The 24,160-nt window shown below is 63.6% G+C and carries 21 protein-coding genes and 1 tRNA gene; 8 read left to right on the top strand and 14 right to left on the bottom strand.

The features are described 5' to 3' along the window. Window positions 1-62: 62 nt before the first annotated feature. Complete coding sequence (locus BAU07_RS06185) at window positions 63-701, top strand: response regulator (protein WP_066655023.1); 639 nt, start codon at window positions 63-65, stop codon at window positions 699-701. Here BAU07_RS06185 and BAU07_RS06180 read toward each other — a convergent pair. From BAU07_RS06180 to BAU07_RS27070, 4 genes are all read right to left on the bottom strand, one after another. After that, entirely contained in the window at window positions 693-2,369 is a 1,677-nt protein-coding gene (locus BAU07_RS06180; RefSeq protein ID WP_157122020.1) for a hypothetical protein, read from the bottom strand. The genes BAU07_RS06185 and BAU07_RS06180 overlap by 9 nt on opposite strands. Before the next feature lie 384 nt (window positions 2,370-2,753). Then, complete coding sequence (locus BAU07_RS06175) at window positions 2,754-3,224, bottom strand: type III secretion system chaperone (RefSeq protein ID WP_066655020.1); 471 nt, start codon at window positions 3,222-3,224, stop codon at window positions 2,754-2,756. A 142-nt stretch (window positions 3,225-3,366) separates the two neighbouring features. Continuing rightward, entirely contained in the window at window positions 3,367-5,601 is a 2,235-nt protein-coding gene (locus BAU07_RS06170) for an AAA family ATPase (protein WP_084025406.1), read from the bottom strand. A gap of 614 nt (window positions 5,602-6,215) precedes the next feature. Further along, window positions 6,216-6,380 carry a hypothetical protein gene (locus BAU07_RS27070; RefSeq protein ID WP_157122016.1) on the bottom strand — a complete coding sequence of 55 codons (165 nt, stop codon included), beginning with the start codon at window positions 6,378-6,380 and terminating at the stop codon, window positions 6,216-6,218. Between the two features lie 472 nt (window positions 6,381-6,852). On the opposite strand from BAU07_RS27070, the gene BAU07_RS06165 reads away from it, so the two are divergent. From BAU07_RS06165 to BAU07_RS06155, 3 genes are all read left to right on the top strand, one after another. Then, window positions 6,853-7,056: a cold-shock protein gene (locus BAU07_RS06165; protein WP_066655016.1), complete on the top strand. Its 204-nt coding sequence runs from the start codon at window positions 6,853-6,855 to the stop codon at window positions 7,054-7,056. Window positions 7,057-7,150: 94 nt separating this feature from the next. Then, complete coding sequence (locus BAU07_RS06160; protein ID WP_066655014.1) at window positions 7,151-7,432, top strand: hypothetical protein; 282 nt, start codon at window positions 7,151-7,153, stop codon at window positions 7,430-7,432. A gap of 26 nt (window positions 7,433-7,458) precedes the next feature. After that, window positions 7,459-7,656, top strand: a complete 198-nt coding sequence (locus BAU07_RS06155) for a hypothetical protein (RefSeq protein WP_066655012.1) — start codon at window positions 7,459-7,461, stop codon at window positions 7,654-7,656. A gap of 409 nt (window positions 7,657-8,065) precedes the next feature. On the opposite strand, the gene BAU07_RS06150 is transcribed toward BAU07_RS06155, so the two are convergent. Continuing rightward, window positions 8,066-8,539, bottom strand: coding sequence for a nuclear transport factor 2 family protein (locus BAU07_RS06150; protein WP_066655010.1), 474 nt, complete (start codon window positions 8,537-8,539; stop codon window positions 8,066-8,068). 151 nt (window positions 8,540-8,690) lie between these two features. After that, window positions 8,691-9,578 carry an alpha/beta fold hydrolase gene (locus BAU07_RS06145; protein WP_232338258.1) on the bottom strand — a complete coding sequence of 296 codons (888 nt, stop codon included), beginning with the start codon at window positions 9,576-9,578 and terminating at the stop codon, window positions 8,691-8,693. Window positions 9,579-9,816: 238 nt separating this feature from the next. Between BAU07_RS06145 and BAU07_RS06140 the strand changes: the two genes are divergently transcribed. Together BAU07_RS06140 and BAU07_RS06135 are read left to right on the top strand one after the other, a co-directional pair. Next, window positions 9,817-10,734, top strand: a complete 918-nt coding sequence (locus tag BAU07_RS06140; RefSeq protein ID WP_066655005.1) for a LysR family transcriptional regulator — start codon at window positions 9,817-9,819, stop codon at window positions 10,732-10,734. A 273-nt stretch (window positions 10,735-11,007) separates the two neighbouring features. Beyond that, a complete protein-coding gene (locus BAU07_RS06135; protein WP_066655003.1) occupies window positions 11,008-11,637 on the top strand; it encodes a pyridoxamine 5'-phosphate oxidase family protein in 630 nt (209 codons plus the stop codon). A 142-nt stretch (window positions 11,638-11,779) separates the two neighbouring features. Here BAU07_RS06135 and BAU07_RS06130 read toward each other — a convergent pair. From BAU07_RS06130 to mnmC, 6 genes are all read right to left on the bottom strand, one after another. After that, window positions 11,780-11,855, bottom strand: a tRNA-Lys gene (locus BAU07_RS06130). Window positions 11,856-12,004: 149 nt separating this feature from the next. Then, on the bottom strand, window positions 12,005-12,805 hold the full coding sequence (locus BAU07_RS06125; RefSeq protein WP_066655001.1) for a MetQ/NlpA family ABC transporter substrate-binding protein: 801 nt from the start codon (window positions 12,803-12,805) through the stop codon (window positions 12,005-12,007). Window positions 12,806-12,881: 76 nt separating this feature from the next. Next, window positions 12,882-13,535, bottom strand: a complete 654-nt coding sequence (locus BAU07_RS06120) for a methionine ABC transporter permease (protein WP_066654998.1) — start codon at window positions 13,533-13,535, stop codon at window positions 12,882-12,884. Beyond that, window positions 13,492-14,580: a methionine ABC transporter ATP-binding protein gene (locus BAU07_RS06115; protein WP_066654997.1), complete on the bottom strand. Its 1,089-nt coding sequence runs from the start codon at window positions 14,578-14,580 to the stop codon at window positions 13,492-13,494. The genes BAU07_RS06120 and BAU07_RS06115 overlap by 44 nt, the downstream gene beginning before the upstream one ends. Before the next feature lie 127 nt (window positions 14,581-14,707). Further along, window positions 14,708-16,930 carry a glycoside hydrolase family 31 protein gene (locus BAU07_RS06110; protein ID WP_066664945.1) on the bottom strand — a complete coding sequence of 741 codons (2,223 nt, stop codon included), beginning with the start codon at window positions 16,928-16,930 and terminating at the stop codon, window positions 14,708-14,710. A 264-nt stretch (window positions 16,931-17,194) separates the two neighbouring features. Further along, entirely contained in the window at window positions 17,195-19,069 is a 1,875-nt protein-coding gene (gene mnmC, locus BAU07_RS06105; protein WP_066654994.1) for a bifunctional tRNA (5-methylaminomethyl-2-thiouridine)(34)-methyltransferase MnmC2/FAD-dependent 5-carboxymethylaminomethyl-2-thiouridine(34) oxidoreductase MnmC1, read from the bottom strand. A 167-nt stretch (window positions 19,070-19,236) separates the two neighbouring features. Here mnmC and BAU07_RS06100 point away from each other — a divergent pair, with 167 nt between their 5' ends. Further along, window positions 19,237-20,115: an inositol monophosphatase family protein gene (locus BAU07_RS06100; RefSeq protein ID WP_066654993.1), complete on the top strand. Its 879-nt coding sequence runs from the start codon at window positions 19,237-19,239 to the stop codon at window positions 20,113-20,115. 19 nt (window positions 20,116-20,134) lie between these two features. On the opposite strand, the gene BAU07_RS06095 is transcribed toward BAU07_RS06100, so the two are convergent. Next, window positions 20,135-21,835 (bottom strand): AMP-binding protein, encoded by a 1,701-nt coding sequence (locus BAU07_RS06095; RefSeq protein WP_066654990.1) that lies wholly within the window; start codon window positions 21,833-21,835, stop codon window positions 20,135-20,137. A 73-nt stretch (window positions 21,836-21,908) separates the two neighbouring features. Here BAU07_RS06095 and BAU07_RS06090 point away from each other — a divergent pair, with 73 nt between their 5' ends. Continuing rightward, on the top strand, window positions 21,909-23,156 hold the full coding sequence (locus BAU07_RS06090; RefSeq protein WP_066654989.1) for a M20 aminoacylase family protein: 1,248 nt from the start codon (window positions 21,909-21,911) through the stop codon (window positions 23,154-23,156). Here BAU07_RS06090 and BAU07_RS06085 read toward each other — a convergent pair. Beyond that, on the bottom strand, window positions 23,114-24,025 hold the full coding sequence (locus BAU07_RS06085; RefSeq protein ID WP_066664942.1) for a LysR family transcriptional regulator: 912 nt from the start codon (window positions 24,023-24,025) through the stop codon (window positions 23,114-23,116). The genes BAU07_RS06090 and BAU07_RS06085 overlap by 43 nt on opposite strands. Between the last annotated feature and the right edge of the window lie 135 nt (window positions 24,026-24,160).

The following is a 24,160-nucleotide window of genomic DNA, read 5'->3' as shown; positions in this document are numbered from 1 at the left end:
GCCCTTTGTTCAATGCTTGGCGCCGGCATGGCGCCGAAGCGCCACGCACAAGCGCCAACACAATGATTCGTGTCATCCTCGCAGACGACCATCCGATCGTTCTGCTCGGTATAAAACAGGTTCTGGAAGCAACTCCCGACATCCGCATCGTCGCGACAGCGGACTCCCCGGACAGCCTGGTTGATTGCCTTGCGCAGCACAGCTGCGACGTACTGGTGACGGACTTCTCGATGCCCGGCCAGGAGCATCCCGACGGCCTGGTCATGCTGCTGCGGCTGAAGGAGCGGTTTCCGGACGTCCGCATCGTAGTGTTGACCAAAATCGCCACGCCGGCGCTTATGTCACCCATCATGCAGACGGGGGTTCTCGCGCTCGTAGAGAAAAGCGCGGCGATCAAGGAGATCACCACGGCGGTGCAGCGCGCTGCAAGAGGACAAACCTATTACACCGACAATATCCAGCGCGAATTCGCCGCGCTGGGCGTGGTCCGAACCCGCGTGGCGGCTCCCGCCCAACTGTCGCCCCGGGAGACCGAGGTAGTGCGATTATTCGCCAGCGGGTATACGAACAACCAGATTGCCGAGATCCTTGGCGTAAGCGCCAAAACGACCAGCCGACAAAAGAAAGACGCCATGCGCAAACTGGCGGCGCGCAACGATGCCGAACTATACGCGCATGCCAAGGATATGGGTTTAATCTGAACGGACAAGCGCATAGTCGAACGCAACCGGCTCGACCAGGTCGAGACGTGGACGCGATGGATACAGCAGCAAGCCGAAGGTGGCCCGGAAGTAGCTGCGCGAAGGATCGAGTTGCGCGGATTCCACGCTGTCCGCGTACACCCGTGTGCCGGACTCCAGCCGAGCAAACTGTATTGTCGCGTCGATCCGGAAGCAGCCGTCCGGACGTCGCACGACATCAAAATGCAGCGATGCCGCCCCGCCCGGGATGAATGCAACCCCGTCGGCCATCCGAATCGGCGATTCCGCTCCCAATTGCTGGAGCCCGGCGCAGAGAGCACCCGAGGTCTGTTGCGTCATGATCCGCGTCAGCAGTTCAGCATACTCACCCGCCACTCGGCACAAGGCCCATACACCGGCTTGCAGCGCCGCAGTGCGAAGCGAACCGGCAAGTCCGGAGGGAAATGCGAAATACACTGGGCTACCGTCCGCCGACACCCCGCCAACTGAAAATGACACGCTAGGCCGGTCGATCGCGTCCGCATGAAATTGCCGGCCCAGCGATAGCGTCCGCGTCGCACCAGCCACATCCCTGACCTCGACCGGCAATAAGGGTTGCGCGCCGGGTAGGCGACATAGCTCCGCCCGCAAGGTCGCGCCATGTCGCGGGCCCAGCCCGCAGGGCGGTCTTCGCGACAAGGGATGGGCACCATCGGGTAGTACAGTGCTGGAGACTGTATCGGATGCCGGCGTAGCCGGTTGATTGGAAATGGATTCGGCGGAGCCATGCATGCGTTCGGACAGCGGTTCGGATACCACGGCCTCAACTTGGTCCAAGGGCACTACGGGCGCCCCCGAATACTTGATCGAGTCCAACAGACCTGCCAGCGCGGAATCACGGACCAACGGTCTATAGCGACCGAATGCTTCAGGCCCCGCCGATACGATGGCTTTCGCGCACAATGCATCGCAGTATGGCTCGAGCAGTGCGAGGGGAATCAAGTGGTGCGCGCCGAACCGGCTGCTGCCATCCAGACGACACCCAAGGCGCTGGAGAGCAGCTCTGGCTTCCTGTTCAGGATGCGCGGTTTCGCGCAGGGCTACCGCACACGCGGACAACTCGTCGTCAAGACGATCCAACATGCATTGAACGAGGGCTCGACACAGCAACGCCGGAATCCGCGCATCGCGCTCAGACTGGCGGGGTACGTTGGATCTTGGGGACAAGAGGCGGGACAGGCGCCGATACGGCGTTTCACGATCGTCGCCGGGCAGGTGGGACACCATCTGGACCAGGCGCTCGATCTGGGTGTCCGGCACCGCACGCAGCGCACGCGAGATCGGTTCGGTCCAATCGTCCCCGGAATCCAGGACAACCGCCAACCAATCGGAGAAGTCGTACAGCCTGCACCGCGATGCCTCGCTACCGTCGGCCCGGGCGAGCCCGTCCATCAGGCGGATAAGCGGCTCGGCGACGCGCCGATAGGCGAGCTCTCCATCGACCTTCCGAAACATCGCGGCGAGCAAGTTTTGTCCAACATCCAGGGGCACATCCTGCGCCGGACACAAGCAGGTCTCGTCCATATGAACCAAGATATTGGTCCGCAGGCGAACCAGGGCATCGGCGGAAACAGTGGACAAGCCAGCCTGCAGAAAGTTGTCAACGTGCTGCTCGAAAGGGTAATCCACCGGGGCAATTTGCAAGTCGATGATGGTCCGCCTCAACGCCACGGCAATATCGGGCGATGGACCACGCCCCCGTGGGGCAGCCAATGCATTGAACAGATCGTACCCTGCGCGGGATCTGCCAGTGCGGCTTGCAAAGGAATCGACCGCGGCCCTGCGCGGCGTGTCAACGGCAACACAGCACAGCGCATACCATCGGGGCAGGTGCCTGGGCGCACCCGAGGCGCGAGGCCGGCCCGGACGGCAAACGACTCCACGCATTGGAGCGGACGATGTGGCTCCACAGGCGTGCGGCTTCGATACAGCGGAGGTCGGTGGAACCGGCACAACGTTGCACTTGTTCGAGGTTGGACCGGCTGCGCCGTGGCGGCAGGCGCTCAGCGACGCTCAGGCACGCAAGCCTGGCCTGCGCCCCTGCAGAGGCGCTGCTATTGCGGCGGAGCCAGAAAGGGCATCACTGCTGCTTGGCGCGTTGATCCTCTCCCGCCAAGCGACGGCGACATCGACCATGGTTTCGACGATGCGACGGAGCTGGCTGACCGCAGCATCCGCAAGTTCCAGTCGCCGCGTAAGGAGGACCTCGCCCGTACGCTCATCCAGCGACAAGGTCGCGCCTTCCGTCTCATGCCCGAAGGCGTTCGCGGATAACAGGGCACGATAAAGGGCAAGACACTGATCGGTTTCCAGCGGCTCGTTGCCGATCACTACATACGCATGCAGGATGTCCTGAGGGTCATCATGCTCTAGCGTCAGGGTAATGTCGTTTTCGAATATCAGGTCTATGGTGCCGGAGTCGCCCAGGACGAGCGGGACGCCGCTTTCCTCGCCAAATAGCGCAATCAGACTACGCGCGTCCATGTTGCGCTCCAGTGCAAGATGTTTGCTGCATGACCGAACCTCGGCGTGATCGTGGGGTTCGGTCTGTGTCATCGCCCCATGGGGAGTTCCGATTCCCGGCCGCCGCGCACGGCACGCGGCCCAGGCCGGTTACACGGAGCGATCAGTCGGCTTCCAGAAACGGCATGGAGAGCTCCGGGTCGGCTCTTGAGATCGCCGTATCGGCCTCGTCTTCGCGCTCGTGCATCGCCCGCGCTGCGAGGAGATCGAGGATTAACGGCGTCGGCTCGTCATCGATGACCGACGGGCTCTGGCGGACCATCTGCTCCGCGTACAGCGGCACGCCGCGCGCGCTTTCGACAATGCGCCGGCGAAGTTTGGGAGACAAGCGGGTGTCCTTGCTGCGACAGCTCACCAATTGCATCATGGCGTCGCGCCTGAGCGGCGGCATGGTGATGGTTTCGTCCGCCGGCAATGCCCGGTCCAGATCGCGCCCGCACAGAAGCATCATCACCGGCTGTTGCCGCACCTGCAAAAGCAAGGCCCGCAGCAAATTCCGCGTGGCGTCGTCCGCCCACTGAGCGTCATCGACCATAAGCAGGAGGGGCTGGCCCGGCGTTTCAACATGCAGCAGCAGGGTCGACAACGGCCCGAACAGAGAGGTTGCCGCAACATTGCCCGTACCGCCGCTCGCCGCCGCGCCACGCAGGGTGACGAAGTGATCCGCCAAACTGGCGCTGGCTGCCTTGTCCAGGCCTATCCTGTACCCCAGCGACTCCATGGCACGGCAGCAACGCGACGTATCCTCGTCGCCGCTGTCAACGTCAGGGCCATCTTGGGCGGCATCCCGTGCCGCGTCATGCGCGGCATTATGCGCCGCGAGGCGCTGCAGCAGGTATTCATGGAAGGGGTGGAGTTCCATGTGGCGGTTTTCCTGGTCGCAGCGCAACGACACGACCGCTCCACCCCCACGGCGGACATACTCGGCGAATACCTGTGCAAGCAGAGATTTGCCTATTCCTTGTTCGCCGCGCAAATACATTACATGCGGCCGCGTCCCGCCTCGCAGGCTGTTCCAACGGCGCACGAGAATATCGAACTCTGTTGTCCGGCCGAACATGCGGTGCACCGTAATGTTCTGGGCCTGACCTTCGAGCAGGCCCACACGCAGGCCATAGCGCTGGTCGCAACGGACGGTGAAGCGATCGCTCAGGCGCGCCTGCGCCGATTCGGTTACCAGCGTTTCGCCGGATTCGGCCAGATAGGCGAGCCGGAGCGCCCGCTGCCCCACCAGCATCATGGGAAGCGCACCATTGTCCGGCGGCACGCAGGCGAGGTCGGCGTGTATACCCATTCCAACCGACACCTGTGACGTCACGCCGAAACGCTGGATCAGGCATGCCAACCGCGCAGCGGACTCCGCCGCGCGTTCGTTGAGACTCGGATAGCCGAACAGGATCGCCAGGTTGCCATCCGCGCCCAGGCATACACGCCTTCCAGCCGCCTGCGCCAAGCGTATGATCCGACGCCGCGCTTTCTGTACCTGGTCCAGCGTCTCTTCGACCGTCATGTTGTCGGCCGCCGGTCCAATCGCGATGGCCAGAACGGCGAGAGGCCGCGCATCGGCGTTTCCGGAGAGTGGCGCGTGCATCGTCCGATCCGAACCGGGCGTCATATCGAGCAGCGACCGCGTTTCGGCGGAAGGACCCGTACCGTAGTATTCGCCCATGACGGCGACGCAGTGCTCGTAGGCTTTCATGGCGGCTTCACGCCGGCCGCTGTCGCGCAACAACCTGATCAGATCACGATGCGCATGTTCGTCGCCTGGATGGATCTGCACCCACTGCCGCGCACTATCCAGGGCCTCCTGCACTGCACCGGCATCGCACAGGCGTGCGATATAGGCCTGCCGGCACTGCGAGACTTCTTGCGACAGCCGGGACTGCCAGCTCATGCGCCATGCCGACAACCCGGCATTGACGGGGGTCACCAAGTGCTCCAGGAGTTCGCCACGGTCGTAGCGCAGCCGATCCTCCAGATTGAGCCTGGCATAGGATCCGATCCCACACAGCGCCAGGACGTCGACCGTTACGAGGTCCTTGTTCAGCGCAAGCGTGCTGGAGGTGGCCAGCACTGCCTTCTCCATCGGACCCAATACCTGCCGCAGCACGCACAGCGCGTGGCGCAGATTGGCGCGGGCGCCCGATGCGCCGTTCGGCCAGAGCAGCTCCGCCAGTACGGCGCGAGACTGCTTTTTCTCGAGCGATAGCGCGAGCAGGGCCAGCAACAGCTTGGGCTTTGCGTACGCAATGAGGGGAGTCTTGTCCACTCCTTCGACAGTGAGTTGGAACTCGCCGAGCAGGTGGATTTGAACGGGCCTATCCAGACTTTGGGACATAGAAACTCAGATCGGCCGAGTGCTCTCGAACGATCGATATTGGTAAAACGGTTCGAGCGTCGGGAGGACGCCAAGGCGCAGGAGTCGGGGTGACCTGAGGGGCTAGCGGCGGCCGATGCCGTCAGCTATCGTCGCCGCGCCGCCTTACGCGTTTCGAAACGCGCATCGTGCGGTTGCTGCAACGCTTTGCGATCGTCTTGCAGGGACACGGTGTGGGACGGCCAGTCCTGGGGCCGGCGTCCGACCATCTGTCATGCAGTCACACTGACACCATAATGGGATGGAGTCTAGGCCGCGCACGGCGCTCGAAAAATAGGAAATTTCTTAGTGGAGGAGTTCGAGTGGATTGCCGGATGGACGTGCGGGAGGCGGCATGACGTAGGCGCCCGGCAAGATCAGGGCGCCGCCGGGGCCGGCTCGCCTGGGAACATGGAGTTCCAGTGGACGGGGTTGCCCACCCGAATCCTGATACGGCCCGCACCTCGCTTCGGTCGACGAGATCGGGCGCATCGCGCAGCGGGCGATGAAACCGCATGCAAATGAAAAGCGAGGCCAGGGGCCTCGCGCAACGGAAAAGCGAGATGGGTCTCGCCCGACGCAGTGTTATTGCAAACTCAACCGCCTTGTGCCGCAACCTCCCGCGCTTCGTCGAGCTTCTGCTGCTCGGGAGCCGGCGAAAGATGACCAGCACGCTGCGTCTCCGATGAAGAATCGGGGGTGGAGGCATTGCTCGATCGATCCGACGCGGTAGTGATATCGGTGAATGCTGCGGTTTTCATGGATTTGGCCTTTGGTAATGTTGAGGACCGCATGTTCAATGCGGTCAGAACGGACACGCATTCTGGGGGAATGCGAAACCGTGGGATGTAGCGCAAAATCGAGGGAAAAACGAATGGGCGGCACGACCGCCGAAGCGCATTACTTAGTGGGTCACGCGCAGCACGCAGAATGGCAGCGTACGCTCGTATGAAGACTCGCACCGTCAGTGGGGCTGTATCTGGCGATTGAATGCCTGAGACTACTGAAGCGCCAGCATCGCGTCAACGGGAGCAAGCAAGTATCGCTCCCCGAAACCGGGCCAATGGTGTCGAATGGAAACGTACATTGACAGAGGTAGATCGCGCGCCCATATTGGACAAGGATTCTTCAAGTGTTGTTGATACCGCTCGGTCCCGCGTTTCCACGCGCTTCGCGCGCTGTCTCTCTTGAATGTCTGTCATCGAACGCAGGCTCTTATATCAAGGGGAAAGCATGGAAACAGGTATCGTCAAATGGTTCAAGGCCGACCGAGGCTTCGGCTTCATCATGCCCGAGAACGGCGGCAAGGATCTCTTCGCGCACGTGTCGGAGATCCTGGGGGACGGCGAACAAGTCCTCGAGGAAAACCAGCGCGTGAGCTACACGCCGGGACAAGGGCCCCGAGGCCCGCAGGCGACCAAGATCCGAATTCTCTAGATCAACGGCCCTTGCGGCCGGTACCGGCCGGCCGCGACCGGGTCTCGTACACGACGCCAAATCGCGTTGCCGGTACAAAAGGCGGAGGTGCGCAATGCACATCAATAACGAAGTCTATAAAGGCTATCGCCTCACGGCGAAACTGCAACGGCACGCCGGAGCCGGTGGTGACGATTCAGGATTTACGGCGCATGTGCTCGTGATGCCGGTCGACGCATCTTATAAGGACGCGACTGTCCACGACGTTCCCAGGTTTGCCAGCGGCGGATCGGTATTCACGCCGAACCAGGCCGTCGAAGCGGCCATATTGCACGGTCACGAGATCGTGGATGGCTTTCGCGAAGCACAATTGGCGGAAAAAATACTTTCCGCCTAGTCGGCCGCGTTGTGGAGCACGAAGACATGCCTGAAGTTGGCCAACTGCAAACGGCGATACGGCGGTGGCACGAAGCGCACTGCGCCGTGATGGACTTTTTCGAACGCAACGACATACTCGACCCTGAACAATATAAGTCGTGGATGAAGCTGCGCGACGCTGAAGACGACGCAAGAATGAACGCCGAGGAACTGATCGACGTCGTGCGTGCGGACGACAGTTAAAGATTGAGCCACCGCGCCGTGCCGCGCGGGGACGTCTGGTGGACAATTCAGTTCACCGCGTATATTCCGTTGGAGCCGCTCGCCCACAACCGGGCACACGGCACGCGCTACAACGTCGGGCCGCTCCGCGCATCCTGGTCACCACTCCGCCGGTCGCCAGCACTGCATGGGCAAGCAACCGGTGGTTGACCATGCTGCTTGATCGCCACCACCCGACTCGGCTGGCGCGGTCCCGCTGCGGCATCCCCCTTGTATGCTCAGAACGTCGTTCTACGGGTCGACGAAGACACGGCGGCGTTCGCTCGGTTGAGCTCCATTCTCGGCCCCTGGTATCTCGATCGGAAAATTGCGCGCATGTCTGCACGCTCGGCGTCGGCTCCATGATCGCTGCCGTCCGAGATCCGCAGCGCTAGAACCCGAAGTCACTCAGGCCCGGATGGTCCACGGGTCTTGGGCCTTTCCGATCCCAGTGGAACTTGCGATCACCCTCCCGGATCGGAGCGTCATTGATGCAGGCGTGGCGGTACTCCATTAGCCCGGCTTCGTTGTAGTGCCAGTTCTCGTTCCCGTACGAGCGGAACCAATTACCACTGCCGTCATGCCATTCGTAGGCGAAGCGCACCGCGATGCGGTTGCCAGTGAACGCCCAGAGCTCCTTGATGAGGCGGTAGTCCAGTTCCCGCTCCCACTTGCGCTTCAGGAATGCGACGATCGCCTGACGCCCGACCAGAAATTCGCTGCGGTTGCGCCAATGGCTGTCGGCCGTGTAGCCAAGCGACACCTTCTCGGGGTTGCAGCTGTTCCAGCCATCTTCAGCGATGCGCACCTTTTGAATCGCCGTTTCGAGCGTGAAAGGTGGGAGCGGAGGGCGGGATTCAGTCACGGCTATCCTTTCGAGTTGAAGCTGGGCGCCAGGATCATCGTTGGCGCGCCGGCGGGGTTGGTTAACGTTGCACATATACCTGCACCGCACCCCTGAACAGGAGGCGGGGCTCCCCCCGGCACCAACTGCTCCCCAGCGGTACTGAATCCGGCTAAGCGCCGGCGATCTTGCGGTCCAAGAAGTCGTGAATAAGGGGGAATACTTCGTCCGCCTTGTCTTCAAGCACGAAGTGGCCCGTGTCGAGCAGATGGAACTCGATATCCCGGAGATCCTTCTTATAGGGATGCGCGCCCGGTTCAGGAAAGATGAAATCGTTCTTCCCCCAAATGATGAGCGCCGGCGGCTGCTTGTCACGGAACCAGGCCTGCACCTTCGGATATAGAGGAAGGTTATTCCGATAGTCGTACATCACGTCCATCTGGATATCGGCGTTCCCCGGACGGTCCAGCAACGGCTGGTCGTGCGTCCAATTGTCGGGGGAAATACGAGTCTTGTCGGACACGCCATCCGTATATTGGAACAACGTGGTTTCGAGCGTGACCAGATTCAGGAGCTTGTCGCGGCTCTCCTTCTTTCCGTCGGCCCAGTAAACCTTGATGGGATCCCAGAATTCCTTCAATCCCTCATCGTAGGCGTTGCCGTTCTGGATAATCAGGCCAGTAATAGCGTCAGGATTCTTCAGTGCAAGCTGCCATCCGACCGGGGCGCCGTAATCCATGACATACATGGCATAGCGCCGGACCTCCAACTGATGGAGCAGGCCGTCGATCAAGGTGCCGAACTTCTGGAAGGTATATGGGAAGGAATTCGAATCGGGGGCGTCGCTCTGGCCGTAGCCTGGATAGTCCGGTGCAATAACACGGTAACGGTCGGCCAGGTACGGAATCAGATTGCGGAACATGTGCGAGGACGTGGGGAAACCGTGCAGCAACAGGACGACTGGAGCGTCCTTTGGACCAGCCTCGCGGTAGAAGATCTTTATCCCATCTACGGTCCTGGTCTGATGACGGGTTACCGGATACGCGCGATTTGGGCTCATGGCCATCTCCTCGGGATCGTTTTTCGGAAGGGCTCCCCGCAGCGCGAACCCTTGCCATGGAGATCGGGCTCGCTGCGCACCGGTTCGGCTTGGATTGCGTGCTGCTCCGAGCGCACAAGTCCGATCTGGATCGTTCAGCGTTCGAAGGAGACTGCAGGCTGGGTGGTATCCTACATTGGCAGATATATCGCGAAAATCCTGAATTTCGGGAAGCTAGTTTGCCGCTTTTGGGAGGGTCATGGACAAACTGGGCGCAATGGCAATCCTGCTCAAGGTCGCAGAGGCCGGTAGCCTTTCGGCGGCCGCGAGGCGACTGAACATGCCTTTGGCTACGGTGAGCAGACGAGTAGCGGAATTGGAGGCGCATCTCGAGACGCGCATGTTGAACCGGTCCAGCCGGCATCTCAGCCTCACCGAAGCGGGACGCGTATATGTAGACGCGTGCAAGCGCATACTTGAACAGATAGATGAAGTCGAACGTGCGGCGACAGGCATGCACAAGGATCCGAAGGGCCGCCTGACCGTGACCGCGCCCATCGTCTTTGGACGTGTTCATATGGTTCCGATTCTTGCGGAGTTCCTGAGCGCGTATCCCGATATCGACGCCAAGCTGCTTCTTGCCGATCGCCTGCTGGATCTACTTGAATCGGACGTCGACGTGGCGTTACGCATCGGCGAGCTTGCCGACAGCAGCTTGATCGCCACAAGGGTTGGGTCAGTCCGCCGGGTGACCTGCGCCAGCCCGACGTATCTTGAAGCCCGAGGCCGCCCCCGGAAGCCGGAAGACCTGCGTGATCACAGCTGCGTCACCTTCGACAACCTGGCATCGACCAAGGCTTGGCGATTTTCGTCCGACGCAGGCGAGATTCTCGTACCGATTCATTCGAGACTGACCGTGACGACTGCCGAGGCAGCGGTCGCGGGGGCAGTTGTCGGCCTGGGGCTGACCCGGCTGCTTTCATACCAGATTGTCGAGGCAAAGCGCGCGGGAACGCTGGAACTGGTTCTTGAAGACTATGAATTGCCGGCCTGGCCAGTCAACCTCGTCTTTGCCGGGCAGCAGCCATTGCCGCAAAAGCTGCGCGCCTTCCTGGATTTCGCCGCGCCTCGGATCAGAGAGAGGCTGAATGTCGAAACAGCCGCGTTCCGGTCATAGCGCCGCCGCGAGCGGCAGCGGACGGTTTGGCACAACCCGACGTATCGGGGCGCCGGGTCATCATCGTCCTTCCAGTTTTGAGAACCTGGCTCTCGATCCTGCAGGATTGTGGGCAGTGTAGGGACCGATTACTGTTCTCCTGATGGAGTCAATGCCGGCCGCAGCGCCAGGAGCGTCACGTGCCGCAGGCACATGGCGTTTCCCCACCCGTGGCGGATAGGACTTCCTTGGCCGCCTATGACGGCCAGGAATCTTTAAATGGGAAGGTGCCTCATGACCCATGGTTTTCTCGATATTGCGGTCACGCCGAGTGTCCGGGCGGTGCAGGCCGCGATGGGAGTCGACCGCATATGGGAGGACTTCAAAGGCCGCCGTGGGTTCGATCGCATCGGAGACAATGAAGCGGGTTTCATCGCCGAACGCAACAGCTTCTACATGGCCACGGTGTCCGAGACCGGTTGGCCTTATGTTCAGCACCGCGGCGGTCCGCGTGGCTTCCTGAAACTGCTCGATGACCGCACACTGGCCTTCGCCGATTATCGGGGCAACCTCCAGTACATCAGCGCCGGCAATCTGGCGGCGAGCCGCCGGGCATGCCTATTCCTGATGGACTATCCCGCTCGCACGCGGCTCAAGATCTACACCCAAGTGGACATCCTTGCATTGGATACGGAGCCGGCCCTGGCGAGCCTTGTGGCAGTGCCGGGCTACAAGGCAAGGATCGAACGGATATTTCGCTTGCAGGTAGAGGCTTTCGACTGGAATTGTCCGCAGCACATCACGCCGCGCTACACGGAGCAGGAGATCGATGATGCCGTCCGGCCGCTTCGCGAACGCCTGGCCCGGCTTGAAGCGGAAAACGCAGAACTGCGCGCGCGCATTGCCGCAGAGGGCAACGCTTAGTCCATGCGGCCTTCAGTTCGCCATGGCCCAAGGACTGACACCAGCCAACAAAGCAAAAACGCCACCTGCAGGGGTGGCGTCGATGACTTTCGCTAATGGCTTGGGTTGATGGCGCGTTGATGGCTGGATCAACTTGCATTGTTGGTGGGTCGTGCGCGACTCGAACGCGCGACCAACGGATTAAAAGTCCGCTGCTCTACCGACTGAGCTAACGACCCGACCGAAGCCCGAGATTATGGCCGAGGCAGGTCTGTTTGTCAAAAAGCATGCCAGTGTCCGACGGTCCATCCTCGCGCGCATCTGCCTTCGTTAGCACAATCCCGAGCCAGCAAGCCCTGCCGATACGCGCGGGCTGGCGCAGCGTCGTTCACCACGCGGCAATCACGGCGCCCTTGTACTTGTTCAGGATGTAGTCCTTCACCGCCGCGGAATGATACGCGGCCACCAGCTTGGCGAACTCGGGACGATCCTTGTCCTGCTGGCGTACCACCAGCACGTTCGCATAGGGCGAGTCGGGCGCTTCCTGGGCGATGGCGTCGCGCTTCGGGTCCAGGCCGGCCTGCATGGCGAAGTTGGTATTGACCGCGGAGGCATCGGTATCGTCCAGGGAGCGCGGCAATTGCGCCGCATCCAGCTCGATAAAGCGGAGTTTCCTGGCGTTCTCGACCACATCCAGCGGAGTTGCCTTCAAGCCTGCGCCGGGATTGAGTTTGATCAGCCCCTGCGCCTGCAGCAGCAGCAAGGCGCGGCCGCCGTTGGTCGGATCGTTGGGAATGCCGATACGCGCGCCCTGCTTCAGCTCGCTGAGGCTCTTGACCTTCTTGCTGTAGATGCCTATGGGGAAAATGACCGTCTTGGCGATGCTCACGAGCTTGTAGCCGCGATCCGCGTTGGCGTTGTCCAGGTAAGGCTGGTGCTGATAGCTGTTGGCGTCGAGGTCTCCCGCGGCCAATGCCGCATTGGGCTGCACGTAGTCGGAGAATTCGATGATCTTCACGGCGAGTCCGTCCTTGGCGGCCTGGGCCTTGACGACCTCCATGATTTCGGCGTGCGGTCCGGCGGTCACGCCTACCGTGATTGCCTTGTTTTGCGCATAAGCGCCGAGCGGCGCGCCGGCTCCTGCCGCCAGCGCCAGCACTGCCACGGCCTTGATGAAATTGAGCTTCATGATTTAGAGGATTCCCGAAAAAAAAGCGATGAAATTCTTTGGATCCGCTGTCGGCACGGCGATGAACCGAGCGGCGCTAGCGATGGGACATGCGCCGCACCAGCCAGTCCCCCAGGCTCTGCATGGCTTGCACCAGCGCGACCAGCACGACCACGACGGCGAGCATCACATCAGGCAGGAAGCGTTGGTAGCCATACCGTATCCCCATGTCGCCCAATCCGCCCCCGCCGATGGCACCGGCCATCGCGGAATAGCCGACCAGGCTTACCAGGGTGACGATGGTGGCGGCCACCAGGCCGGGCAGCGCCTCCGGCAGCAATACCTTGACGATGATCTGCAGCGGTGACGCCCCCATGGCGCGCGCCGCCGTGACCAGCCCGGGATCCACTTCACGCAAGGCGTTTTCCGCAATCCGAGCCATGAAAGGGATGGCGGCCACCGACAGCGGCACGATCGCGGCGGTCGTTCCGATGGACGTCTGGGCGATCCATCGCGTGAACGGAATAATCGCCACCATGAGAATCACAAACGGTACGGATCGCGTGGCGTTGACCACGGCGGCCAGCACCCGATGCAGCGCCAGGTGCTGAAGCAATGCCCCGCGATCGGTCACGATCAGGGCGACGCCGATGGGGATGCCAAGCAGCACCGCAATGCCGCCCGAAACGCCGACCATCAGCAGGGTTTCAAGCAGCGACGTAATGAGAAGGTCGATCAGTTGCGGGCTCATGAGCAAGTTCCTGCACGGCGATATCGCGCGCCGCCAAGTCGGTCAATGCGTGTTGCAGCGCCTGTTCGGCGCCCTGGACAAGAATGAAGGCCGTGCCGACCGCCATGCCCTGGACATCTTCGATACGGGCCTGGACCAGGCTGACGTCCAGGGAGAATCGGCGCGACAAAGCCGAGATGATGTCGGACGCGCCTGCGCTGCCGCTCAGCGACAGGCGCAACAGCCGCACGGCCTCGCCGGGCCGTGCGGCGACGGCGTCCCGCATGCGCGCGCGGATGGCCTGCGTGGTGGCATCGGTCAGGTCCGTGGACGTGGCCGCGGAAACCATGGCCTTCGTCACGTCGTGACGCGGCGAGGCGAAGATTTCCGCCGTGCGGCCCATTTCCACGATCTGCCCGTGCGACAACACGGCGACGCGATCGCATATCTCGCGCACCACTTCCATCTGGTGGGTGATCATGACGACCGTGACACCGGTCTGGCGGTTGATGTCGCGCAGCAAGGCCAGGATGTTGTGCGTGGTTTCCGGATCCAGCGCGGAGGTCGCCTCGTCGCTCAGCAGCACATCGGGCTCGTTGGCCAATGCACGCGCAATCCCGACGCGCTGCTTCTGCCCGCCGCTGATCTGCGCGGGAAAGCGGTCGCGCAGATGTTCCAGGCCGACGAGTTTCAGCAGGCGCTCCACACGAACGGGAATCTCCGCGCTGGGCACGCCCGCGATTTCGAGAGGCAAGGCCACATTGCCATGCACGGTGCGACGCGACAATAGATTGAACCCTTGGAAGACCATGCCGATTCGGCGCCGTTGCTGTCGCAATTGCACTTCCGGCAGGCCGGTCAAGGATTGGTTGCCGATGACGATGGAGCCCTCATCCGGGCGTTCAAGCAAATTGATGCACTGGACAAGCGTGCTCTTGCCGGCCCCGCTGGGGCCGATGACGCCAAAGATCTCGCCGGGCGCGATATGCAGGCTGATGCCCCGCAGCGCCTCGAAACGGCCGTGCGCCGTGGCATAAGTCTTGTGAAGATTCTGGATATGGATCATTGCGCGACATTGTGACCGAGCGCGCTACGCATCAGAACGACCGTTTCGTGCCCGTTTTATTACTTTTAATTATAAAACGCGCCCGCACATCGCCGCCCCGACCGGGGCGGCGTGCCGCCTGGACATATCAGCGGGCGCGCGAAATACGGACTTCCGCCCCGCGACGCTTGACCTCCAGCCCTTCGGACGGAAGGATGCGCAAGCCTTCGAGTCCCTTGATGTAGCTGGACCCTTGCATCTGCATGACGCGGATTTTGTTGCGCATGACGACAGGATTGTGCATCGGCATGCCGAACATCCAGACTTCGTCCAGGATGCGGGCCGAATTGAACTCGCCGGTATGGTGGGCCGCGGGGCCGAGACACAACATATGGCCTTCACGGCCGAACACCGGGTACTGTCCCAACTCGCAGTTCACCGTCCACGTGGTGCCACCTTCGTAGCGGTGGCCCGTATTCAGATCCCACCAAGCCTCGCCTTTGGGCAGATATACCCGCACCTCGTTGCCCGGTTTGACGACCGGGCACACCAGCAAGGCCGGGCCCAACAGGTATTGCAGGTCCCAGGCATGGGCGTCGGCGTCGGCCGGGAAGGCCATGGCCATGGAGCGCTGGACCGGCAAGCCGGTCCGCACGGCATCCTCCACCGCGCCAAGGACGTACGGAATAAGCCGATACCGCCATTGCAGCCAGGTCCGGGCATGGGCAAGGATGTCTTCGCCGAAGGACCACGGCAGCAGTTTTTCGACGCCCTCGAAAGCAAAATTGGCAGAGAACACGCCGAAGGTGAGCCAGCGCAGATAAAGCTCCGGCGTCATGGCTTCCATGGATGCCGAAGCATTGCCAAGGGCGTGCACCTGTACCGGCAAGGCGCTGGCGCCGATCGACAATGCCGTCCTGAGCGAGTGCTCCAGGCCTTGCCAGTCGTTGGTCGTGCGCGGCCCGTTCTGCCAGGGCAGCCGTTGGGCGGCGGGGAAGAGATCGGTGCTGGGCACAACGCCCTCGGGCGGCACCTTGTGGCCGGCCACCGCATCGTACAAGGCGCGGCGAGCCAGCAGCGGATAGATGGTCCGCAACGCGGCGCCGGATTCACCGCCGCGCGCCGTAATGCCGTCCGGGATGGCCAGTTGCACATCGCAGGCCGGTGCATCCAGGCCGTCTTCGATCAGTTGCCGCTGCCGCTCCGCCCACAGCGCATAGACATCGCGGTGCGTCAGATCGAGCAAGCCGTAGGGATGTCCAGCGGAAATCGCGCTGCCATCGAAAACCTGGGCATGGCCGTCGTCCCGCATGAGCAGCCAGCCCCGGTCCTCCAGTTCTTCGAACAACAGGCTGTTGCGCAATACACCCGGGAATCCCGGTGCGCACACATGCACGTTGTACTTGTGGAAAAGCGCGAACAACTGCCGCGCGTCCGGAAAACGGGCCGCATCCCATTCCAGTTGCGGCTTGTCGGCCTGGAAGGCCCAGGCGGCCGGCGGCGCCAAAGATACGGCGTCCAGCGGCAGATCGTGCGCGCGCAGCTTTTCCACCAGCGCGGTGGTTTGCGTGGCCATTTCGCCTTCCGCCTGACGCAGCCAGACGCCCATGGCCCACAGCACGGGCTGACCGGCGCGCCCCGTGAGCGCAGTGTATTGATTGAGTATTTCCGCGGGGTCTCCCACGAACAGGAACAGATCCAGTACGGGATCTTCCACCGTGACGATATAGGCGTCATCGGCGGGCGCGGCCCCCAGGGCGTGCTGCACACGCCGCACGGTATTGACGTAGACGCCCCAGCCGGAGGGGCTCCACGCCAGCGGCAACGCGCGATGTTCCGGATCGTCCGACACGACATTTTCATCGCGCCGGTTCAGATCGCCCGGCGTTTCGCCCAGGCCGTATATGCGCTCGGCTTCCTGCAGGGCAAACCCGGCGGTCCAGACGGCCTCGTCGTGCTCGTCCAGTGCGTTGTGCCCGAAACCCGGCGTATGCGTCGAGACTTCGGACGCCAGCACCTGTTTGTCGCCGCGCATCAGTACGACACGCACTGGGTCGGTCAGGAGCTCCAGCGCGGTATCACCCTGCACGATGCGCCAGCCGCCGCCGTCGCGGGCGCTGACGGTGGCCTCGCCCACGGCCTCCTGTCGCGCCAGCAGCATTTCGGCGATGGCCCTTTCGCGTGGAGTGGGTTTTTCTTCCGACAGCGCTTGCGGGTAACCGCAGCGGATCCGGTAGACGCCAGGCGCGTGCGCCTCGACCACCAAACGCAAACCTTCGCCCGTATCGAAATCGATGCGGCTTGGGCGGGCGGTCGACAACTCGATACTTTCGAGCTGATTAGTATGCGCAAAATCGTACTTGGGCGGCACCGAGCATCCCTCGCTTAAGCCAAAAAGCACCAAAAGGCGCTATTTTGACGGATTTGGCTCCTGAAATAAACTCGGCATTGGAATTGCATGCGGCCAGGCCCCTTTTTATGGATGAACGGGAGAGGCACCCGCAACGCCAGCATGCGCCCGCCTGTCCCCCGGCGCGTCCTTACCCTTGGCACCCGCCGGCGCCATCCCCTGTCCATCAACGGGCAACTTCTGCGAAGTTCGCCGTTCTTGCGGGCGGCTGCCCGCTTGGCGGCGTCACCGCGGCGCGACCGCTGCTTGCAGATCCCGCTCCAGTATCGAGGGCTCGCCGCATAATTGGCCGGCGATCATATCGCCCGCCAGTGCGGCCCAAGTGAGCCCACGCGACGCGAAACCGGTGGCCGCCACTACGCCCGGCGCATGCGGCAATGTCCCGATGGCCGGGAGCCGTCCGGGCAGTACGGCACGCCACCCAGCCCATCCGGGCAGGCTCCCCGGCGCCAGGGCGAGCAGGGCGCGGGCGTCCACTTGCCCCAGCAGCCCTGCCGCCTTGGCCAGGTTCACGCCCTGCCCTGCCTCCGTCACTGCGCTGTCGACGGCTCCATGGGCATAGGTGCTGCCGGCAACGCACCAGCCCTCCACGGCGGGCAGCAAATAGCCTTCGCCGCCTATGATGCAGCGGGGGCCGCCATGCAATGCGTGCGCCGGCAGCGCGGTCACCTCGCCCGCCAGGGCATGCATCTGGTCCATGCGGGACAAGGGGGCGAGCAGGCCACTGGCCCGCAGGACGGCTCGGGCGCCCACGGCATTTGCCAACACGACCACCGGCGCCTCGCCCGCCACCTCGTCCGTATCCGTATACAGCTGCCATCGGCCCGCGTGCGGGGCCAGCCGGGAGATGTTCGCCGTCACCTGGCGGACGCCCGGGGACCTGCGCAGCTCGCCGATCAGCGCGTGCGGACGCACCAGCATGCCGGCGGCAAAATACAGGCCTCCTCGCGAGACCGACAGGCCAGCCAGGTCGCTGGCTTCCCCTGCATCGACTCCGCGCACCCAGGTGGCAGGGAATCGGAGCGCCGCAAGTATGGAAGCCGCGTCCGCGGCGCGGCCGGCATCCCGCGCGAGCTGCAGGGTTCCGCAGCGCCACGGTCGTGCGTGCACCGGCAGTTCGCCCCATCGGGCGGCGGCGCGCAGACTACCCGCGCGCGAAAGACGGGCGCGCACGTTATCGTCGCGCGCAACCAGCGGCGTCACCGCGGCGGCCGCGTGGTCCTGATGGACGGATGCGGAGCCGGATTTTTCGAAAACCGTCACGGCAACGTCGCGCAGGCTCAGGGCATGCGCGATCGCCGCGCCAGCGATTCCGCCCCCGACGACGGCGACATGCGACGGCGGTAGCGGGGCGGCGACCTGGCCGCCCGCCTCGCGCACTGCGACCGTCATATGCGTCTTGCCGGCAAAGCCGGGACGGCGATCGACGCGGAACCCGACATCCTGCAGACCGCGGCGTACGGCGCCCGCGCTACACCACGTAGCGGCCGTCGCGCCGGCCACGGCGTGATTCGCCAGCGCGGCCAGAAGTTCCGGCGTCCACATCGCAGGATTGCGCGACGGCGCAAAACCATCCAGGAAAAACGCATCCGCGGCGAAGGGCAGCGCCGGCACCATGACGCCCGCGTCCCCGAAGGCGAGCGTAAGCGTGACACGCCCGGCTTCGAACTCGAGCCGATGGATGCCCGGCAAGAGCGGCGGCCAGCGTGCGGCGAGCTGCCCGGCAAGATCCCGTGCGGCGGCGTCGGGTGCGATCCGGTCCAGCATGGCGGACAGATGGTCCACCGGCAACGGATGCGCTTCGAATGAAACGACATGCAGGCGCGCCGGCCGCCGCGCGTCCTCCCGCCATGCGCGCCACAGCGTCAGGAAATTCACACCCAGGCCGAAACCGGTCTCGCATACCGTGTATTGATGACGGCCGCGCCAACGCCCAGGCAGGCCATTGCCGTCCAGGAATACGTAATGGGCCTGGGCGAAAGCGCCGGCCACCGGATGGTAGACATCGTCATATTCAAGGCTGTACGGAACGCCGCGCGCGTCCGTTGCCGGCGCGGCCGGCTTCAGGGGCTGATAAGCAACACTGCGTGGTTCAAACATTGGTATTACATCGTGGAGATGAGGCAGCCAGCGTAGAATCGACCGCAGGGGCGGCACTCCGCCCTGCCGCGGCGAACCGGCAAAACCCCATTATCGGCGCGATGAGAACTACCCGCGCGGAACCGGTACGCGACGGCAGCAAAACACGATACAAAGGTCAGACGAGCATGCAACCCTCAGCGCAGCCCTCCGCCCGCAATGCCCCCCTGGATCTATGCGCCGCCCTGGACGCCGCCGTGACGGCCGCGCACGCGGGCGCCGCCATTCTGCAGTCGTACGCGCATCATCGGGCCGACCTGGTCATCGATCGCAAGGCCCGCAACGACCTGGTGTCCCAGGCGGACCGCGAAGCCGAAGCGGCCGTGATTGCCGAACTCCGCGAACGCACGCCCCATTACGGCATCGTGGCGGAAGAGACCGGCGGCGAGGTGAATGGGGCGGCGACGTGGTACATCGATCCCCTGGACGGCACCACGAATTTCCTGCATGGCATTCCGCACTATGCGGTTTCGATCGCACTGATCGCCCACGCGGGTACGAGCGTCACGGCCGGCACGGCGCTCGCCGTGGATACTCCCGTGGTTGCGGCCGTGTACGACCCGTGCCGCGAAGAACTGTTCAATGCGGTACACGGCCTGGGCGCGTGGCTGAACGGCCATCGCATCAATTGCTCGCGCACCCAGACGCTGGACGACGCCGTACTGGCCACCGGGTTCCCGTTCCGCGACTTTTCCTTCGCGGAGCAGTACATGCCCATGCTGCACGATGCCATCAACCTCACGCGCGGCGTGCGCCGCCTGGGCGCGGCCGCGCTGGACCTGGCCTGGACGGCGGCGGGCCGCTACGATGGGTACTGGGAAATGGGCCTGGCTCCCTGGGATGTCGCCGCAGGCACCCTGATCGTGCGGGAAGCCGGCGGTGTCGCCGAAGACATGTACGGCGTGGACCCATGGCCCATCGGGGGCTATGTGGTCTCCGGCAACAAAGCCGTGGCAGGCGCCCTCAAGGCCATGATCGCGCCGCACCTGAGAAGCCGGACCGCGTAGCGGCACACCGGGACGCGCCTCAGGGCGTGGCCGATTCGCGGTCTGCCGGGTGCGGGGCCGCATCGCGCAACTCGCGGCGCAGGATCTTCCCGACATTGCTCTTGGGCAGTTCGGTCCGGAATTCGACCGTCCGCGGGCACTTATACCCGGTCAGCTTCTCGCGGCACCAGGCCACCACGTCCGCCTCCGCCAGCCCGGGATCCCGCGGCACGACGAAAGCCTTGACGACTTCCCCCGACCGCTCGTCGCCGATACCGATGGCGGCGACCTCGAGGACGCCCGGGTGGGCGGCAATGACGTCCTCCACCTCGTTCGGATAAACCTTGAAGCCCGAAACTGTAATCATGTCCTTTTTGCGGTCAACGATGCGGATATAGCCGCGGGCGTCCATGGTGCCGATATCGCCAGTGCGGAAGTAGCCGTCAGCGGTCATGACCTGGCGGGTTTCGTCCGGGCGTTGCCAATACCCGCGCATGACCTGCGGGCCCTTGATACATACCTCCCCGCGCTCGCCTTCGGGCACGGGGTTGCCTGCGTCGTCCAGGATGGCCACATCGGTCGATGGCACCGGCAGGCCGATGGTGCCGGAAAAAGCCAGCGTGTTGGTCGGGTTCACCGTCGCGACCGGCGCGGTTTCGGACAGGCCATAGCCTTCGATAATCGGCCGACCCGTGAGCGTGCGCCACCGGTCCGCGACGGCCCCTTGCACCGCCATGCCGCCACCGAAGGTAAGGCGCAGGGCGGAAAAGTCGAGCGCGGCGAAACCGGGATGGTTGGCCAGGGCATTGAACAGGGTATTGACGCCCGGGAAGATATGCACGGGCACGCCGCGCCACGCCTTGACGAGCGATGGCTGATCACGCGGATTGAGGATCAGCAGGTTGCGCATCCCGGCGTGCATGCCATAAAGGCCGCAGACCGTCATGGCGAAGACGTGATAAAGCGGCAAGGCGCTGATGATGGTCAATTGGCCCACCACATCATGCAGTGCCGGCCACGCCACCGCTTCGGTCTGCAGTACGTTGACAGCCAGGTTGCGGTGCGTGAGCATGGCGCCCTTGGGCGTACCGGTCGTGCCGCCCGTGTACTGCAGCGCGGCCAGGTCGTCCATCGACAGGATCGGGGCATCGAAACGGCGGCGTGCCCCCATGGCGAGCACCCGCGCAAGCCTGAGCGCACCGTCGATGTGCCAGGCCGGCACCACCTTCTTGACATGGCGCGCCACCATATTCACGACCGGCTGCTTCATGCCGCCCAGCAGGTCGCCGACCGCCGTCACCACGACATGGGCGGGACGCGCGCGACCAGGCACCGCCTGCAGGGTATGCGCGAAGTTCTCCAGCACCACGACGACGCGCGCGCCGCTGTCCGACAACTGCCGCTCCAGTTCCGCGGCCTTGTACAGCGGGTTCACGTTGACCAGGACATGGCCCGCCCGCAGTGTTCCCAGCATGCAGGCCAGGTAAGCCGGAACGTTGGGCAGCATCAAGGCGACACGGCTGCCGCGTTCCAGGCCCAGGGACTGCAGCCAGGCCGCGAAGTGCCGCGCATGACGGTCCAGCGTCTCGTAGGTGATGTCGGTACCCATGGCCGTGCAGGCGATGCGACTGGCATATCGCTCGCAGGCCCGGTCCAGCAGATCCACCAGTGATACATAGCCATCGACCGATACCTCCGCGGGTACACCCGCCGGATACTCGGCCAGCCAGGGGCGGTGCATGGTGTTTGTCTCCATTAATAATTGCTTTATTTGATGATACGCTCACCCGCATGCGCAACCTCGACGGTGCCCCATGAAACTGCTTGAACCCATCATCGCCTGGCAACAGGATCTCACCGCCATCCGGCGCGACATCCACGCCAATCCCGAACTATGCTTCGAAGAATTCCGCACGGCCGACGTGGTGGCGAACAAGCTGCAGGAATGGGGCATCGACATACATCGCGGGCTGGGCGGAACGGGCGTGGTGGGAATCATCCGCGGCAAGGGTACCGGCACGCGCGGTGTAGGTTTGCGGGCCGACATGGACGCCCTGCCTATGCAGGAAGCCAATACCTTCGCCCATGCGAGCCGCAACGCCGGCAAGATGCACGCCTGCGGGCACGACGGCCATACCACGATGCTGCTGGGCGCGGCCCGCTACCTGGCCCAGCACCGGGATTTCGATGGCATCGTCTATGTAATCTTCCAGCCCGCCGAGGAACATGGCGGCGGCGCCAAGCGGATGATGGACGATGGCCTGTTCGATAGATTCCCCATGGAGGCGGTTTTCGGCATGCACAACTGGCCGGGCATGGCGCAGGGCACCTTCGGACTGACGTATGGGCCCATCATGGCGTCCAGCAACGATTTCTGTATCACCATCACGGGCAAGGGTGCGCACGCCGGCATGCCCCACCTGGGTATCGATCCAGTGATGACGGCGGTCCAGCTGGCGCAATCGCTGCAGACGATCATCACGCGCAACCGAAATCCGCTGGACGCGGCCGTATTGAGCATCACCCAGATCCATGCCGGCAGCGCCGACAACGTCGTGCCCACGCAAGCCGTCATGCGGGGCACCGTGCGCACCTTCACCACGGAGACGCTGGACCTGATCGAACGGCGCATGCACGATGTCTCTCTTCACACCTGCGCCGCGCTGGGATGCGAGGTGGATTTCGATTTCCAGCGCCACTATCCGCCTACCGTCAACCACGCCCGGGAAGCCGCATTCTGCGCCGAGGTCATCCGCGGACTGGTCGGCCCCGCCCAATTGGACGACCATGTGCAGCCCTCGATGGGCGCCGAGGACTTCGCCTTCATGCTGGAGCAAAAAGCGGGCTGCTATGTATGGATAGGCAATGGCCGAGGCGATCACCGCGATGCCGGCCATGGCATGGGCCCGTGCATGCTGCATAACGGCAGCTACGACTTCAACGACGAGCTCCTGCCGCTGGGGGCGACGTATTGGGTACAGTTGGCCCTGGGCTGGCTGAGTGCCGAACGGGACGCGGATCAGGGCAACGCGGGCACGCCTTCGGCCTTGTCGCTGCCGTAACGCTGGCAGATTTCCATGAACAGCGCCGCGGCGCGCGCCGGCGCGCTCGCATGGGGCAGCAGGATGCTGAGCGTACGGGTCAAGCCGTCCCGTCCCACCCGCAGCGCCGCCAGCGTGCCGTCTTCATGGCGCATTGACATCGCGGACACAAAACCCACCCCCAGCCCCGCGCGTACCGCCTGCTTGACGCCTTCGACGCCGGCCAGCTCCAGGGCGACATCGGAAGCCAAGCCTTCGGCATGGAAGGCGCGCTCGACCAGCCACCGAACCCCGGAACCTTGCTCGCGCATCACCAGCGAATAAGCGGAAATATCGCTCAGGGTGACGCTGGAGCGCTTGCACAAGGGATGGTCCGCGGGGACCACCGCCACGACTTCGTCGCTCAGCCAGGCGTGGACCGCGGTGTCGGCCGGCAGGCCCGCGGGAATATCGCCTTCGATGAAGGCCATATCGAGCTGCGGCAGGCGCAACACGATTTCGCTGGTGTTGCCGTCGGACAGGCGCAGGGCCACCGCCGGATACCGGCGCCGGAATGCCGCCACCAGGGCCGGAAGCACATAGCTGGCCGGCGTGGTGCTGGCCCCCAGCCTTAGCGAACCCGATTCGATGCCGCGCCATGCGTCGCGAACGGCGCGCGCCTGCGCATAGGCCTGGCGCAAGTGGCGCGCGTGCTCCACCAGGCGTTCGCCGGCGGAAGTCAGCACGATGCCGTGTCCACTGCGGCGATACAGCGGTTCGCCGAACCATTCCTGCAGCGCGCGCAATTGGCCGGACACCGCCGGCTGCGACAAATGCAGCAGTTCCGCGGCGCGGCTGATATTGCCGGCTTCGGCGACATGCGCAAAGGTAAGCAGTTGCTCTGGCGTCATGCGATATACGCGGCACGGCGGGCCAGGGATTTCGAGTACGGCATTGAAGCCTCGCCTGATATCGGAATACCTGATATTAAACATCCAATATCGCCATTTTTCAAATAGAGCGGGGGTTTCTATCATTACTGCACG

It is taken from the genome of Bordetella flabilis, from assembly GCF_001676725.1.
GTDB lineage: Bacteria > Pseudomonadota > Gammaproteobacteria > Burkholderiales > Burkholderiaceae_B > Bordetella_C > Bordetella_C flabilis.
This window is presented reverse-complemented; position numbering and strand designations above follow the sequence as displayed.